The organism is Chitinophaga hostae (assembly GCF_018224885.1).
GTDB classification, from domain to species: Bacteria; Bacteroidota; Bacteroidia; order Chitinophagales; family Chitinophagaceae; genus Chitinophaga; species Chitinophaga hostae.
Genome location: NZ_JAGTXB010000029.1, coordinates 39,572 through 55,919, shown reverse-complemented (window position 1 = coordinate 55,919; position 16,348 = coordinate 39,572). Strand labels below are relative to the sequence as shown.

The 16,348-nt window shown below is 48.3% G+C and carries 15 protein-coding genes; 3 read left to right on the top strand and 12 right to left on the bottom strand.

The features are described from left to right. Positions 1-95: 95 nt before the first annotated feature. Positions 96-1,364: a sensor histidine kinase gene (locus tag KE626_RS32965; RefSeq protein WP_211977349.1), complete on the bottom strand. Its 1,269-nt coding sequence runs from the start codon at positions 1,362-1,364 to the stop codon at positions 96-98. Between the two features lie 38 nt (positions 1,365-1,402). Continuing rightward, positions 1,403-2,074 carry a response regulator transcription factor gene (locus KE626_RS32960; protein ID WP_211977348.1) on the bottom strand — a complete coding sequence of 224 codons (672 nt, stop codon included), beginning with the start codon at positions 2,072-2,074 and terminating at the stop codon, positions 1,403-1,405. A 326-nt stretch (positions 2,075-2,400) separates the two neighbouring features. Here KE626_RS32960 and KE626_RS32955 point away from each other — a divergent pair, with 326 nt between their 5' ends. Further along, a complete protein-coding gene (locus tag KE626_RS32955; RefSeq protein WP_211977347.1) occupies positions 2,401-2,772 on the top strand; it encodes a hypothetical protein in 372 nt (123 codons plus the stop codon). A 7-nt stretch (positions 2,773-2,779) separates the two neighbouring features. Here KE626_RS32955 and KE626_RS32950 read toward each other — a convergent pair whose 3' ends face one another. Next, positions 2,780-3,070: a hypothetical protein gene (locus KE626_RS32950; RefSeq protein ID WP_211977346.1), complete on the bottom strand. Its 291-nt coding sequence runs from the start codon at positions 3,068-3,070 to the stop codon at positions 2,780-2,782. A 104-nt stretch (positions 3,071-3,174) separates the two neighbouring features. Further along, on the bottom strand, positions 3,175-4,440 hold the full coding sequence (locus KE626_RS32945; protein WP_211977345.1) for a glycoside hydrolase family 99 protein: 1,266 nt from the start codon (positions 4,438-4,440) through the stop codon (positions 3,175-3,177). A 318-nt stretch (positions 4,441-4,758) separates the two neighbouring features. Between KE626_RS32945 and KE626_RS32940 the strand changes: the two genes are divergently transcribed. Beyond that, complete coding sequence (locus tag KE626_RS32940) at positions 4,759-5,928, top strand: DUF5009 domain-containing protein (RefSeq protein ID WP_211977344.1); 1,170 nt, start codon at positions 4,759-4,761, stop codon at positions 5,926-5,928. 22 nt (positions 5,929-5,950) lie between these two features. Next, positions 5,951-7,849, top strand: coding sequence for a glycosyl hydrolase family 18 protein (locus tag KE626_RS32935; RefSeq protein WP_211977343.1), 1,899 nt, complete (start codon positions 5,951-5,953; stop codon positions 7,847-7,849). Between the two features lie 10 nt (positions 7,850-7,859). Here KE626_RS32935 and KE626_RS32930 read toward each other — a convergent pair whose 3' ends face one another. From KE626_RS32930 to KE626_RS32895, 8 genes are all read right to left on the bottom strand, one after another. Further along, positions 7,860-8,954: a serine hydrolase domain-containing protein gene (locus tag KE626_RS32930; RefSeq protein WP_211977342.1), complete on the bottom strand. Its 1,095-nt coding sequence runs from the start codon at positions 8,952-8,954 to the stop codon at positions 7,860-7,862. 49 nt (positions 8,955-9,003) lie between these two features. Then, positions 9,004-9,801: a PhzF family phenazine biosynthesis protein gene (locus KE626_RS32925; RefSeq protein WP_211977341.1), complete on the bottom strand. Its 798-nt coding sequence runs from the start codon at positions 9,799-9,801 to the stop codon at positions 9,004-9,006. Between the two features lie 8 nt (positions 9,802-9,809). Then, positions 9,810-11,015, bottom strand: a complete 1,206-nt coding sequence (locus KE626_RS32920) for an MFS transporter (RefSeq protein ID WP_211977340.1) — start codon at positions 11,013-11,015, stop codon at positions 9,810-9,812. A gap of 68 nt (positions 11,016-11,083) precedes the next feature. After that, positions 11,084-11,668 carry a TetR/AcrR family transcriptional regulator gene (locus KE626_RS32915; protein WP_211977339.1) on the bottom strand — a complete coding sequence of 195 codons (585 nt, stop codon included), beginning with the start codon at positions 11,666-11,668 and terminating at the stop codon, positions 11,084-11,086. 115 nt (positions 11,669-11,783) lie between these two features. Beyond that, complete coding sequence (locus KE626_RS32910; protein ID WP_211977338.1) at positions 11,784-11,996, bottom strand: hypothetical protein; 213 nt, start codon at positions 11,994-11,996, stop codon at positions 11,784-11,786. 46 nt (positions 11,997-12,042) lie between these two features. After that, complete coding sequence (locus KE626_RS32905; RefSeq protein ID WP_211977337.1) at positions 12,043-13,806, bottom strand: ABC transporter ATP-binding protein; 1,764 nt, start codon at positions 13,804-13,806, stop codon at positions 12,043-12,045. Then, the gene (locus tag KE626_RS32900) at positions 13,790-15,532 is read right to left on the bottom strand and encodes an ABC transporter ATP-binding protein (protein WP_211977336.1); all 1,743 of its coding nucleotides are present in this window, start codon (positions 15,530-15,532) and stop codon (positions 13,790-13,792) included. The genes KE626_RS32905 and KE626_RS32900 overlap by 17 nt, the downstream gene beginning before the upstream one ends. A gap of 202 nt (positions 15,533-15,734) precedes the next feature. Then, positions 15,735-16,304: an NADPH-dependent FMN reductase gene (locus tag KE626_RS32895; RefSeq protein ID WP_211977335.1), complete on the bottom strand. Its 570-nt coding sequence runs from the start codon at positions 16,302-16,304 to the stop codon at positions 15,735-15,737. Positions 16,305-16,348 lie beyond the last annotated feature (44 nt).

Below are 16,348 nucleotides of genomic sequence, written 5' to 3'. Positions count from 1 at the left end.
TGAACAAAGATGATCAGGGAAATTGACATAGGTTGATACTGCTATTGCATAACATTCGTCTTCGCTCATCAGGATAATCATACTAATCACACAAATCACAGTCCGGGGGTGACCGTGATTACATGCTCTCCATTCTTAAAGCTGTAGTGCAGTTGAAGGCGGTAAGAGTCGGCTATTTTTTTCACGATGGCGAGTCCCAGTCCATTTGAGTTGGTGTAGCCGGTATTCTGTTTCTTGAAACGTTGAAACAGTATGTCGGCGGGGATTTCGGGAAGCTGGCTGGTATTGGCTATACTGAATGTGTTGGCGTTTACCCGGATATCGATACGACCGTTCGGGTAATTGTATTTGATAGCATTGCCGAGGAGGTTACTGACCATGATATCTGCGAGTGCCGGGTGCAGCGGCCATGGCGCATGGTCTGTCATTTCTTTATAGATGATGAGATCTTTCTCCCGGATCAGTTCTTCAAACAACAACAGGTATTTTTCTATTACTGCACAAAGGTTGGGTTGTTCGGTAACGGGGTATTGCTGGTTTTCAATTTTTGCCAGCAGGAGCAGGTTATGATTGAGTTTCGACAGGCGTTGCAGCTCATCGTAGCTGATCAGGATACTTTGCAGTTGTGCTTCAGAAAGGGTATCATCCTGCAGCAGCAGTTCGAGTTTACTTTGGGCTATGGCCAGCGGCGTTTGCATTTCATGCGCTGCATCTTCGGTGAGTTCTTTGATGCTGGTATAATCGTTGTGAATGCGTGTAGTCATGTTGTTGAGGGCGGCATTCAGCTGGTTGAATTCATGGGTGACGGTGTGATCAAACACGGTGGCTTCCATTTTATTCAGTTGCAGGCGTTGTATTTTTCCGAGCGATTGATAGAAAGGTTTCCACACGCTTTTGCTGATCAGCCAGTTGATCAGTAATACAAACAGGAACAGGCCGGCAAAGGCTGCGAGCATTACGAATACCACATTTTTGATGAGGTCATCTTTTTCTATCAGCGACTTACGCAGTACCAGTTCATAATTGTTGTTGTGTAGTGTAATCACCTGCGAGAGCTGGCGAAACGGGGCATAGGTATTTTCCGGTTCCTGGTATATGTTTATGCCTTTGAGTTTATGTTTGCTTTGCGCTGCTTTTTCTGTGGGCTGTAAATTGAACTCTGGTGTGCTGATACTGAAGATAGGATTGTTTACGCTGGCGGTGTCGAGGTAGCGCATCCATTGCAGTTTATCATTTACCAGTTCTTCATCCGTTTCATGTTTTATTTCCTTATTAAATTTTGTATACAGGTAGAAGGCGCCCGCAGCGAAAACAGGCAACATGATCAGCAAAAAATATACGGTGGTTTTAGTCAGCAGCTTCATGATAGCAGGATACTTTTTAAACAGTGATGCGTGATGGGTTATCCGAAGCGGTAACCGGTGCCGTAAACCGTTTTGATATAATCTTCTCCGCCGGCTTCCAGCATTTTTTTACGAAGGTTTTTGATATGGGTATAAATAAAATCGTAGGACCCGGCCTGGTCGTATTCATCTCCCCAGAGATGCCCTGCCAGCGCTGATTTGGTGACTACGCGGTGTTGGTTGGCAATGAAGTAGAGCAGCAGCTGGTATTCTTTGCCGGTGAGTGTGATAGACTTATTGTGTACCAGCACTGTTTTGGAAGCTGGTTTGATGGTGATTTCTGAGAAGTTGATGGTGGTATTGCCATCAAAGTTTTTGCGGCGTAAAATAGCGTTTACACGGGCGTTGAGTTCAGAGAGATGGAATGGTTTGGTAAGATAATCATCGGCACCGAGTTCCAGGCCGCTGAGTTTATCTTCCAGGGAGTCTTTCGCAGAAATGATGATGATGCCTGCCCTGGATTCGAGCAGTTTAAGTTCTTTTACCACGTCGAGTCCACTGCCCAGTGGGAGACTAATATCCGCCACCACACAGTCGTAGTCAAACTCATTGACTTTATCTATGGCTTGTTTATAATCTGCCGCCAGTTCACATACGTAGCCCTGGCGTTCCAGGTATTCCTGTATATTGGCTCTGAGCGCAGGCTCGTCTTCTATAATCAGCACTTTCATGGGCTAAAAATAGGGATAATTCCTAAAGGAATTCTGTAGTGGCGGGATTGAGTGGATGAATCGGCGGAAATGGCGTGTGGTAAGGTATTTTAGATGCCATGGTTAGGCGTCCGTATTAAAGAGGGACTTTATCGGTTTGTTGACAAAGAAATCGTATATAACCGCCGTAAATAATATCTATAATAAATATATGAGGCAAATGCCCGCTGTTGTTTTGCTAAAAGGTTTTTCTTGCAAATAGTAAAACTATCCATGCGTGAATGTCGTAGATACAATACCGATATTAAACCATTCATGCAGGCATTATTATGAATACTTATTTTAAAATGATTGCAGATAGGGTGATGCTTAAAAAGGATCCTGAAAAGGTACCGTTAACCCGACAGACGTCAGATGATGACACCAAGGAATTGATCGCATTGATGGATAACATTCCCAATGCAAAATCCGTTGCAGCCGCGTACCGGCAAATGATAAGAACAGGTAGTCTGGAGCAGCGCTTCCGCACCGGCGATCCCGGCAGAAGCTGGCTGGAAATAGAGCAGATGATCCTGAGCCGCGAGTGCCGGAGAAAAGGCAACCGGCGGAAAATTATCCGCATGGTCATTATCTTCGCGTTGGTGGGCATTGCCTCTTATTTTGGCGGCGTATACCTGCTGGCTAAAGGAAAGTTTATGGCGGTGCAGGTAGTAAAGTAGGTGTTTGTTATCCGTTTCTTTCAGTAATAATATCAATTGTTTGATTTCCAGTTGCTTGTTGCAGGAGATAAACCCGTTCTTCCGCCGGTAATTCATCTACAGGAAATCCGATATCCTCCCTCGAAATACCGTCTTCTGTTTTGTATAGCGCAAACTCGAATGCTTTGATCCGGGGTTGATAGTTAATGCCTATCATCGTCAGATCCAGGTAGTTACCTTTTTCAAAACGGCCGGAAATAAGTTCCCCGAACAGGAAAAAGGAGTTATGCCGGATTTGTGCACAGGTTTTGAGTCGCAACCTGGCTACGGTACGATCATGCCAGCCGGGGGCGCAATACCAAATGCGAAATTGTCATATGCCATAAGACGGTTGATAAGTTAACCATCTTATGGCATCAACCTTTATTTCCTTTCCGGCATTTTTGTACTGACCGGTATTTCATTGCGGAGCATTTTAGCTGCTTCTCCGGTTAACCATAGATAATGATCCGATGGTTTACCATCCAGGTTAATAAAGGGGGTAGTGCTGCTTACCGGTGGCTGATCGGAAGCTTTAAAAATGGCCGTGGCCTCATTTACTTCATCAAACATGGCTACATACAGCATGCTGGCGCCTGCCGTGAGCGCCGTGGTGATCTGTTGCCAGTAGAAACGGCCGCCCTGCCGGGGAATGGAACCAGAGGGCTTTACATCGTCCGGAAATTCATATTTGCTAAGGTTATGCCAGCTGAACCCGGGGTATACACAAGGCACGTATTCCACTTTATTGTTGCGGCACCAGGCCAGGTCTTCTATGAGATTGTCACGGAAGCGGTCCATATCGTTATGCAGCAGGGGGGAATAGCGCTGTACGTTCCATGGCAGCACAATATCGGCTTGTTTGATGAGGGTATGCAGATAGGGGTCGGGCAAACAATCTGCATTCAGTGTACGCCAGGCGGTGGGTACGCCCAGCATCACTGCACAACCTCCGTATACCGGATCATTTTTAAGAAAATCAATCAACCTGTCTAGTCCGATATTGCGCAGGTTATACGGCCGATCCGGAAAGCCGATGCCCCAGATAGCCACCACGGGTTTACCATTTTCCTGTAAATAGGTTTTTGCGCCGGGTTGATTGGTTACTTTCAGCTGATCCACCAGGTATTTCCAGTCTTCGATAATGGCGGAACAGTCTTCGCCGGAGGCTTTTAAGCCGGACAGGTCATACATTACGGCAATGGCCCTTTTGTATTTGGATGCCGCGGCAAAGGCATTTTTCAATATAAGGCCGGAGATGCTGTCGTGGCGTTTGGCATTATTGAAAAAGCGTTGCATAAATACACCATCCACGCCGTACTGCTGCATCCATTTGAAATGCAGGTCTACCGTACTTTTATCGTAGGAACTGAAGAAGCGGGCGGGCTGCCCGTTGGCCAGTTTGAACGGCGTGGTATAGGTTTTTTCATATTCGCTGACATCAGGCCACATGTCAATACCACTGCGTGTTTCATCGCCGTAGGAAAACCGCTGTGCGCCCGAACCATCGCCGCCGGCACGGAACCAACCCTGGTAGCCGGCCATGATAAGCCCGTGATAGGTGGGATACTGCGATTCCCTGCTGTGTTTCAACTGTGCCAGCGCAGGCGTTACCAGCAGGAAAAGGAAAGCTGTTAAGATACGCTTCATATGTATACTGTTTATTGTTAACGTGGAATAAGGGGAAGCGCAGCGCATCATATTGGAATTTTTTCATTAGCCGGCGTCCTGTTTTTTTAAAAAGGGGAGAACCAGTTGCCCGGATTCTCCCCAAGGTTTTGCATTCACCTTGATTGTTTTCCCGGTGGTTATACCGGAATATCATGCAAGTAAAGCGCGAAGGCCTAATGAAAGCGTTAACAAAGCCTTAATTGGAGGCATTAATGCAATATTAAGCGCGTTAATTTTCAGAAACAGGTACACCATGATGGAATAGAAATTATCTTAGGTGTTTATAACCCGGATTACATGTCAATCAAAACAAGCAGACTACTATCTATTGATGCCTTCCGTGCCCTCACCATGTTATTGATGATTTTTGTAAATGATGTAAGTGGCGTGAGCAACATTCCTTCCTGGATAGAGCATGTCAGGGCCGACGAGGACGGGCTGGGCTTTGCCGATACCGTTTTTCCCGCGTTTCTGTTCATTGTCGGGCTTTCTGTTCCCCATGCGATCGGATACCGTATACAGCAGCAGTCATTTTTAAAAATTGAAACACATATTGTATTGAGGTCATTGGCGCTGATCGTGATGGGCTTTTTCCATGTGAACCTGGAAAGCTACAGCAGTGCGGCATTGCTTCCTTATGCGGTATGGGAAATTATTATTACGCTCGGCTTTTTCCTGGTATGGCTGGATTATCCGGATACGCTGTCGAAAACGGTCCGGTATATACTTACCGGCAGCGGGATTGTGTTGCTGGCGCTGATGGCTTATCTCTATAAGGGAGGCGATGCAGCACGCCCGCATGGGATGGAGCAGTCGTGGGGCGGCATCCTGGGAATTATCGGATGGGCCTACCTGGTGAGCGCTACGGTATACCTCCTGATCCGCGGCCGGTTTGCATGGCTGCTGGGCGCCCTGCTGGTGTTCCTGGCTATTAATATCGCTACACATGGGGGCTGGTTTCCGTTTTCGCTGTGGGTGATTGGCGACGCCTCTTCTGTTACGCTGATCACGGCTGGTGCATTTATTTCTGCGTTGTACAGCAGGTTGCTCCAACAGGGACGCATCAACGCAGTTTGGCTGGTTTTTGCAGCGATAGGCATAGGTGCTATCCTGCTGGGATTTCTTGTAAGACCTTATACCGGCGGTATTTCCAAGATTGCTGCTACACCGGCCTGGGTATTGATTTGCGGAGGAATTGGTGTGCTGGTGTTTGAATTAATGATTTTCCTGGTAGATGTAAAAGGCAGGTTCGATTGGTTCAGGGTGATCAAACCAGCGGGTACCAGCACGCTCACCTGCTACCTGCTGCCGTATTTGTTGTATGCGGTGTACTCGCTGACAGGGTTCCATTATCCGCAATGGTTCAACAGCGGTATTGGCGGTATTCTCCGTTCATTTGCAGTAGCTTTTGTTTTGATCATGTTAACAGGGCTGCTGGAGAAAAAGAGATTAAGATTAAAAATCTGACCATATTTTAATGAAACAAACGATGATGAAATATTTCCGTTTATACCAGAAATGGATCGGCTGCCTGCTGATACTGCTGTTTCCTGCTTTGACCAATGCGATGCCGGGATTGGAACAAAAGCCCGTGATTATCGGCTATGTTGGCGGTTTCCGGGGATTGGTGGATGTAACAAAAATTGCTGCCAATAAGTTAACGCATATCAATTATGCGTTTGTAAATATACAGGGGAACCGTGCGGTATTAAGTAATGAGGGCACGGACACTATTAATCTCCGGCGCTTAAACGAGTTGAAAAAACAACGGCCTGATTTGAAGATCCTGATATCTATTGGTGGCTGGGCCTGGAGTGAGAATTTTTCGGATGCGGTTTTAACAGATACTTCCCGCAAAGCATTTGCAGTGAGTGCTGTGGATATTATCAGGAAGTATCACCTGGATGGTGTGGATATAGACTGGGAGTATCCCGGCAGGCCGGGAGAAGAAGGGAATGTATATCGTCCGGAAGACAAGCAAAATTACACGTTGATGTTTGCCGCGTTGCGTGCGGAGCTGGACAAGCTGCAGAAGAAAACGCATCAAAAGAAACTGCTGACTACTGCTGTTGGTGGTTTTGAATCTTTTCTTGAAACCACGGAGATGGGAAAGGCGCAGCAGTATCTTGACTACATTAACCTGATGACCTATGATTTCTATTCCAGTAAAACTGCAGGGCATCATACCAATCTTTATACTGCCGCCTCCAACCCGGCTGCCCATGCGGCAGACAAGGCCGTGAAAGCATACGTAGCTGCCGGCGTTCCGGTGAATAAGCTGGTGATGGGCATCGCGTTTTACGGTCGTCGTTTTATACTGGCCGACAGTACCGGTACCGGACTTGGCGGAACGATTGTATCACAGTCTTTCGGTAAAGGCTATACGTTTACGAAAGATAGTCTTGTTAATAAAAACGGCTTTACTGCTTACCGCGATGAAAGTGCTAAAGCGCCTTACCTGTTTAATCCTGCTACCCGGGAATTTATCACCTACGACGATGAGTGGTCGGTGCAAAACAAATGCACTTATGTGCTCAATCACCGGATGGCGGGGGTGATGTTCTGGGAATATAGTTCTGACGAAAAAGAATACCTGCTGGATCAGATCAACAGCACCTTTGGAACGGCGGCAGGCAAAGTGTTGTGGGGCAATGCCGCCGCAGCCGGTAAACCGGGGCCGTATCATGCAGGCGGTAAGTCAGCTTTTGCCGCATTGGTATTGTACGAAAACGGGGGGCATCACATTGCGTTTTCAAAGGCGGCCAGGGTTTGGCTGGATAAGCTGGCAGCCGCCAATAATTTTGATGTTACCTATATCAATAACACCGCTGCGATTAACGATGATTATCTGAAGAAGTACCAGCTTTTTATCCAGCTTGACTATGCACCCTATGGCTGGACGCCGGTAGCCGCAAAGGCATTTGAGCGTTATATCACGGAGGGGTGGGGAGGCTGGGTTGGTTTCCATCATGCCACCCTGCTGGGAGAGTTTGATGGCTTTCCCATGTGGAACTGGTTTTCCGGCTTCATGGGAGGCATCCGTTTTACCAACTACATAACTGATTTTGCCGATGGCAAAGTAACGATAGAAGATAAAAAACATCCTGTTATGGAGGGCATTACATCTCCCTTTACTATTAATAAAGAAGAGTGGTATACTTATGATAAAAGCCCGCGGCCACAGGTACATGTGCTGGCGAGTGTGGATGAATCCTCTTATGCGCCGGCGTCGGATAAAAAGATGGGTGATCATCCCATAGTATGGACCAACGAACATGTTAAGGCCAGGAATGTATACATCTTTATGGGACATAGCCCGGCATTGCTGGATACCCCGGCTTATACACAACTATTCCGGAATGCTGTTTTCTGGGCGGCTGGCCGGTAACGCCGCGTGTTTAATGTGCGGTGAGCAGGTCAGTATTGGGCCATGGCGTTTTTGGATCATTAACAGCTTTCCAGAGCAGGCCGTCGAGGTCATTGAAAAAGCTGTTGTCGGTGCGGGTATTACATAGCATCACCCAGGTAAAGCCGTGATGGGAGCGTATTATTTCGCTGGCAGTGCCGGGGAGTGATCCGGAATGCCACCAGTTATGATAAGGGTTTACGGCCCAGCCCAGTGCGTAGCCGGGGTTGGCGGTGGAGCCGGTAGTCATGGCTGTTACAGAAACGTTGGTAAGTATATCTGCCGGGGCGGGAAATCCATCAACATGAATGAGCAGATTGGCGAGATCCTTCGCAGATGCGATCCAGCCGCCATGTGCATCCATACGGGAGATATTATAAATATAGGGTTGCTCGCCATGCTGACCATAATAAATCACTTCATTGCTTTTGCGTTGCGCCAGCGTATTACCGCCGATCTGCATGTTGGTGATATTGCAGGGTTGCAGTACTGCCTTTTTTACATAGGCTTCATACGACATGCCTGATACTTTTTCAATGACCCTGCCCAGTACGCAGTAGCCGAAGTTAGAGTAGGCGTATACCGCACCCGGAGTATTTTCCAGCGGCTGATGCGTGATGGTCCATGAAATGAGTGCGGACGCTGTCATTTGCGGATGACTGAACATCGGGTCGGTACCGTTGTTGGTCCAGCCGCCGGCGGTATGTTGCAGCAGCTGACGGATCGTAATTTTCCGCAGGTTTTCCGGGTAAGGTGGTTGTCCGTAGGTAGTGCCAAGGACGCCATTTTTACCAAATACGGTATCATCGAGCGATAATTTTTTGGCTTCCACCAGTTTTAGTATAGCCGTAGCCGTTATGGGTTTAGAAACGCTGGCGATACGGAATAAGCTGTTGACAGTAACGGGTGTTTGCTGCAGCGTATCTGCGTAACCGTAGCCGCGGGCGTATACCAGTTTACCGTGATGGGTGACTGCGATAGACATACCCGGAACATGGTATTGCGTCATAAAAGCATGAACGGCGCTATCTACCGGTGGCAGGGTTTGCGCAGCAGCTGTGAATGTGCGTATGGGTAGTGTTAGCATAGCCGCGATAACACAGCGCCGGAAGGGTATACGGGAGTATCTCATTGGTTTAAGATACAAAAATATTTCCTTCGAGATAGGTTTTGCAATGGCCTCCGATCAGCACTCTGTCGCCCGCATCTTCACAATATAATTTCCCTGTTCTGGGAGATACCTGCAGCGCTGTCATTTCTTTCTTATCGAGCAGGCCGCTCCAGAAGGGAATAAGCGAGCAATGTGCAGAGCCGGTTACGGGATCTTCAAATATGCTGGCTTGTGGTGTGAAAAACCGTGATACAAAATCCACTTTCTCTCCTTTGGCGGTAGCGATAATGCCACCGGGGTCGAGATTGATCTGATCAAGGACGGCCCTGTCGGGGCGTAGGTTCCGGACAATGTCCTCGTTTTGATATACGAGGATATAATCCCTTGCCTTGAATACTTCCATGGGATATACGCCCATTCCCTTTAGTATTTCCGGTGGCAGTGTAGCGGGAACGGGTGGTCTTGACGGGAAGTCGAGTGTTAGCAGCTGGTTGTTTTTGCTGACGATCAGCGGGCCGCTTTGCGTATGAAAGCAGAGCTGGTGCATATCCCAGCCCAGGTGATTGAACAGTACATGAGCAGTAGCCAATGTAGCATGACCGCAAAGGTCCATTTCAATTTCGGGTGTAAACCATCGCAGCTCATAGTGACCTGATTGCCCGGTGGGAATAAAGAAGGCCGTTTCCGGGAGGAAATTTTCAGCGGCTATCTGTTGCAGTACATCTGTTGGGAGCCAGGCTGCCAGCTGGCATACTGCCGCGGGGTTGCCGTGAAAGATTTCATCCGTAAAAGCGTCTACCTGGTAAATGGGAATATGTGGCATAACCATGATTATTTACTGGATGATAAAGTTATCACTTTTGCCGCGGTCCTGGGCATGGTGACTGCCCAGCTGATTAATCCCAGGGCGCTGATAGCGGCGCCGAGTATGCATACGCCTGTCCACCCGGCATGTGCATAAGTAGTGGTAGCGGCGATGCTGCCGATACCGCTGCCAATGGAGTAGCAGAGCATATATCCCGCTACGAGCCGGTTGCGTGATTCGGGCCGGATGTTATAGATCATGCTTTGGTTGGTCACATGTACTGCCTGTATGGCCAGATCGAGGAGGATAATACCGGTGACCAGCGCCCATATGGAGCAGGGAGTGAAGCTGATGGGCAGCCATGAGAGCAGTAGTAGTGTGAGCGCAATGCCGGTAGTCCATTGTCCGCGGCCGCGATCGGCCAGTTGTCCTGCCCGGGCAGCTCCGAGGGCGCCGGCTACGCCTATTAAGCCAAACATGCCGATGGTGGTATGAGAGAAATGATAGGGCGCTGCGCTGAGTGGTAATACGAGAGAAGTCCACAGCACGCTGAAAGCCGCGAAGATGAACATGGCCAGCATGGCTCTTACACGGAGGATGCGTTCTTCCGCAAAAAGCCGGAAAACGGATAGGAGTAGTTGGGGGTAGGTAGCCACTGTTTTCCCCGGATCTTTTTGAGGGAGCACTTTGAACAGGGCGATGGCCGTGAGCAGCATCAGGACTGCGGAGAACAGGTATACGGCGCGCCACCCGGCCAGGTCGGCCAATGTACCGGAAACCGTGCGGGCGAGTAGTATACCCAGCACCACGCCGCTGGTAACCAGGCCGATAATGCGGCCCCGCTCTGCTGTTGGGGCGAGGGTGGCGGCGTAGGCGACCAGTGTTTGCGTAACCACTGCCAGCAGGCCTACGGCGGCGATGCCTGCAAAAAACAGCAGCGGAGCACGCGCCACGGCTACCAGTATCAGCGCAGCTACAGCCAGCAATAGCTGGGTAACAATAAGCCGGCGGCGATTCAGCAGATCGCCCAGCGGCAATAATAGCAGGAGACCCAGGCCATAGCCGGTTTGTGTAACGGTAACGATGATGCCAACTGCGCCCGGGGCGATGTGAAGATCGCTTCCCATGGTATTGAGCAGGGGCTGCGCGTAGTACACATTGGCTACTGCGCAGCCGCAGGCGGCAGCAAAAAGTAAGGCGGTGGTGCGGGTAAGTGGTGCATTGTTTTCCATGTAATGTTATTAATATTGTACTATTTGGTACAAAATAGGTAATAAAAAAAATGGTGGCGTAGGCTGTATTAATCAAGTATACGGAGCTGTGTTTTTATGAGGGTAGCGAGGGACTCGTTATCAGGATAAATTCTTCTCGTAATCCCCAGTCCGTTCCAGTTGCTTAGCAGCATACGGGCCAGCAGCACAGGTTCTGTCTTACTTTTAAGGGTACCCAACTTTTTTCCGCGCAGGAGTGCCGCGAGGAAAAGGCCTTCCAATTCCTGCAGGTGGTTGGCGGCTTTTTTCATCAGCAGGGCTTCCGCGTTAGACAGCTCTGCTACTGCATTTCCAAAGATGCATCCTTTCTGGTGTACTTTCCTGGGACTTTCCGCAATCCTGAGAAAGAACTGGCGGATGTATTCCACGGGATCGGCTGCGTTATCTACTTCTCTTTTAAACTGTGCAATGGCGTTATCACTGAACTGGCCTAATGCTCTTTCATACAGCTCTTTTTTACCGCCTTTGAAGGCGAGGTAAAAGCTGCCTTTACCAATGCCCATTGCTTCCAGCAGGTCTTCTGTGGAAGTGGCTTCATATCCCTGTCGCCAAAATACTTCAGCTGCCTTGCTGATAACTTCCTGGTCGTCGAATATTTTTGGTCTGCCTGACATATCTCCATTGTTTCAGTTCCAAAGATATATTCTTTACCAAATAGTACAAAATATTTCGGGCAACAAAAAACCTGCGATCTCCGCAGGTTAGTGTTTTGTGTGGAAAATAGATTGACTAATGGTGCGGGGTTTGCGGGTGGAGCAGGTTAAACAGGGCCTTCTGCAGATCATCATCATGAAGGTTGTTCAGCTGCTCGGTTGCTATTTCGTAGAAGGCCGTTTTTTTGCCTAATACGCCGATAACAAAGGTATGCCCGGCCTGCGCTGGTTCAGCAGTTTGAGGGTGCTTTTTTGATAGTGTTACCACTACATCTTTGAATTTTGACATAGAGTGAATATAATAAAAAAAGCCGGGATTAGCGGGGTAGCAGTAATTAACTCATCCTTACCCCATGTAGCAGCTTCTCCATGGCATTTTCCAACGATCCTGCGCGGGCTACCTCACCTGAATTCACAAAAAATATCTCATTTGCATTTTCAATGGTATTCAGCCGGTGTGCAATAATAACGCGGGTAGTAGAGGCAGGTAATTTGCCGAGTATTTCTCCCAGCAACTGCTCTGTTACGGTATCTATATTCGCGGTGGCTTCGTCGAGGATCAGCAGGTCGGGTTTACGGAGTACGGCCCGCATAAAGGCGATCAGCTGTTTTTGCCCCAGGCTTACCCCATCGCCGCCGGAAGCCACTTTTGTTTCCAGTCCTTCTTCAAAGATGGCGAGTAATTTTTCAAGATTAGCTTCCCTGATCACTTCGGTGAGCTGTTCATTGGAATAATCTTTATACATCGGATTGCCGTAGAGGATATTTTCTTTTACGGTACCGGTGAAGAGGAAAGGTTCCTGCAAAATGAAACCGATCATCATGGAACGTTCATCGGCGTCATAGCCCCGTATGTCTTTCCCGTTTAACAGCACGGTTCCCTGGGTGGGATCATATAAACGTGCGATCAGGGAGGCGGTGGTGGTTTTTCCGCCACCGGTGGGGCCTACGAGGGCGTATGTTTTTCCTTTTTCCAGGGAGAGGTTGATATTATGTAAAATTTCCCGGCCTTCCGGATATCCAAAATGTACGTTTTTGAATTCCAGTAAGGCAGACGAAGTGTGGTGTCCGGCTGCTGCAGGTACGGTAACCAGGTCAGTTTCCAGTGCCAGTATTTCTGAAATACGGTCCCAGCCAGCCATTGCCACCTGGAAGTTGGCCCAGAGCGTGGCCAGTTGTCTTAGCGGATTGTAGAAATAGGTGGCGTATGCCAGGTAACTCACTAACAGGCCTATACTAAATTCTCCCTGTGAAATCAGGTAGATACCGCCGGTAAGTACGAGCAGTTGCGCGATGCTGGCACACATGGCATAGAACGGCAGGAATATATTATTGGCAAGCCCTGCGCCTAAGGCTGTTGTGTAGTTCTTTTCATTGGCTTCATTAAAACGTTTCCTGAAATAATCGCGGCGGTTGAAGGCAACGATCACTTTGAAATTACTGAGGCTTTCCTGTATTTCTGCGCTCATACCACCTACTGTTTTCATGTTGGCGGCATTTTTTCTTTTTATCCACGGTGATAATATACGGGTGAAAACCAATATCAGCAGGGCGGGTGCGAGGGCCGCGATGCCTATTTTGTAGTTGATGATCAGCAAAAATACCCCGGCGCCGATCATGGTAACAATGTTACCAACAAACTGCATGAGTGATTGTGAGAAAAACTGGTTAAGCTTGTCGGTATCGTTATTCACGCGGGAGATGAGGTCTCCTGCTTTGTTTTGATTAAAGAAAGCAACCGGCAGTTGTTGTATTTTACTGAAGATGGCATTGCGCAGGGTAAACAGGGTACGCTGTCCTACTCCTCCCATCAGTTTTGTTTGGAAGAAGCTGGTGAACAGCGCCACCAGGTACATACACAGTAAAATGCCTGAGAACACCAGTACGCCGTGATATTGTTTATGCTGTACATAGTGATCGATGGTGTAACCGATTAAAAAAGGTCCCAGCAGGTTGAGTGTTGAGTTCACAAGAATGGCGAGCAGGGCTACAACCAGGTTTTTCTTTTCATGCGTAATCAGTTGCAGCAAATTCCTGAATGCCGTGTAATTGGATGTTTTATGCTCCTTTCCGGTATACTTATTAAGATTGTAATTCATAGTTGCTGGTACTTTGTTGGGAATTAAAGATCTGGATGTACTCAGGACTGGAGTGAATCAGTTCATCGTGTGTGCCGCTGGCAATGATTTCGCCCTGCATGAGCAGGATGATCTGATCGTAATGGGTAACGGAAGAAATTTTCTGTGTCACCGACAGCAGTGTGATATCAGGATATTCCGTTTGTACGTTTGCCAGTATTTTCTTTTCTGTATTGGTATCCACGCGGGCGGTAAAGTCGTCGAGCAGCAGCAGCTTTGGGTTGATAGCCAGTGCGCGTGCCAGCATGATACGTTGTTTTTGTCCGCCGGAAAGACTGTTGCCTCTTTCTGAGGCAATGGTATCCAGTTTTTCGGGGAGACTTTCCGTAAATGCTTTCAGCTCTGCCGTGTTCAGTGCTTTTTCCAGCGACTGATCCGTTACCGTATCGTTGAAGGCGATGTTTTCGCGGATGCTCATGTTGAAGATGATGCTGTCCTGGAATACAAAGCCGATCTGGCTGTGGATGGATTCCATGTTATAGTCGGTTACCGGCAAACCATCTATCAGTACGGTGCCGGAAGACGGTTTGATCAAACCGGTGAGCAGGTAAAGCAACTGGGTTTTACCGGCGGCGGTGGGACCGATCACGGCAACCTTTGATCCGGCTTTTACGGTAAAGGAGATATTTTTGAGCACTGGTTTCTGACCGTAGTTAACGCTTACATCGCGGAACTCGATGTCTCCCCTAACGGGAGTTGTAACAGTACCACCGGGCATGATGTCCGGCATATTGATAACGGAGCTGATCCTTTGGTAGGAAGCAGTGGCCTGGGCAATAATATTGCTCATAAAGCCGATGACCAGTATCGGGAAGATGAGCAGGGAGAGGTAGCTGTTGAATGCAGCGAAGTCGCCCAGGCTCATGGTATCGTTAATTACGAAATGTCCGCCGAGCGCGAGAATTAACAGGGAAGCAATGCCTGCTGAAAAGGTGATGACGGGGATCAGCCCTGCAAAAAGCCGTACGATGGCTAATCCAAAGTCCCGTGCTTTACCGTTTGCATCGAGGAATTTTTCATATTCCAGCTGTTGGGAATTGATGACCCGTATGAGTGCGGCGCCTAGAATACTTTCGTTGATGACCTTGTTGAGCCAGTCCATTACTTCCCTGCTTTTGATAAACATGGCCCTTACACGCCGCAGCACGAGGAAAAAGGTGATGCCGATCACGGGCAGGGTGGCGATCACGGCCAGCGCCAGTTTCCAGTTGATGGTGAGCAGCAGTATGCTGGCGCCAATAATGATAAACAGGGATGATACCAGGGAAACGATGGCCTGCGATACAAATAATTTGATGGAGTCTACATCAGCAATCAGGTTGGTGAGCAGCCGGGATGGGTTGGCTTGTTCAACCCAGGCATAGCTTTGACCGGAGATCTTGTTAGATATTTGGGTGCGGAGATTCCGGGCTACCTTTTCGGACACATATGTTTGTATGATGTTCTGCAAATAGGTAAACACCAGGATGACTACTACTGCCACCAGGAATTTGATCAGTAACGGGTTGAGCTGAAAAGTGCCATGGCCATAAGCATCAATGCCGTTTCCGATAATTTTGGGCAACCATAGGTTGAGGCCATTACTCAACAGCGTAAACAGTATCAGCAAAACAACCATTCCCATGTACGGTTGTAGCAAACTGAATATGCCGGCTTCCTTTTTTTTAGTACCAGCTTCTTGTTTCATCTTATCAGATATGTTTTTTGCAGTGTGCAGCTAAAACGGGATTTTCAATATGGAGACGGATTAATCCTCCTGATATTTTAAAATACGGGGCAAGATACTACTTTTTCGCTTTGAGTTGTCAGCATTTTGGGGTATTGATGAGGGGATGTTGTTGAATAATACAGCGAAGAATGCCCGAATTCTCCGCTGTATTATATGCCCGTTAAATATTAACTGTCGTCTGTTGTTTCTTTTCCTGGATGGCGCTGGCGAACCACCGGAAGTCATCTATGAATTTCTGTGCCGATCTGAGTGTATGTTCGTTGGTAAGCTCATGTGTTGCATTAAAGGCGCCGTATACTTCCGGTACCAACAGTTTGGTGGGAAGCGCAAAGGCGCCCAGGCTTAGAATTACCTGTTGCAGCTGTGTAGCCGCATTGATGCCGCCAAATTTACCTGCGCTCACAGTAACAATGCCGATTACTTTCCTCGAAAATTCGCTGTAAAAATAGTCGAGGGCATTTTTCAGGACGCCGGAAAAGCTCCCGTGATATTCCGGTGTTACCATGATCACAGCGTCCGCACTATGAAGGCGGTTGCTTAATTCCTGTACTACCTGCGGCAGCTGCGGGTGTTTGCCTACCCGCTCTTCCAGCATGGGGAGTGGTGTTTCCGCCAGGTCGATCAGGTCGATGTCAAGATCATCGGCCTGCAGGCGATCCTGCAGGTAATGGGCAATCTTTTGTGACTGCCTTCCCTGGCGGATGCTTCCGATTAATATTGCTATTTTCATGATGATGTTTTTTTTTCGTTAAGGAGCAGACATAGCTGCGCTGT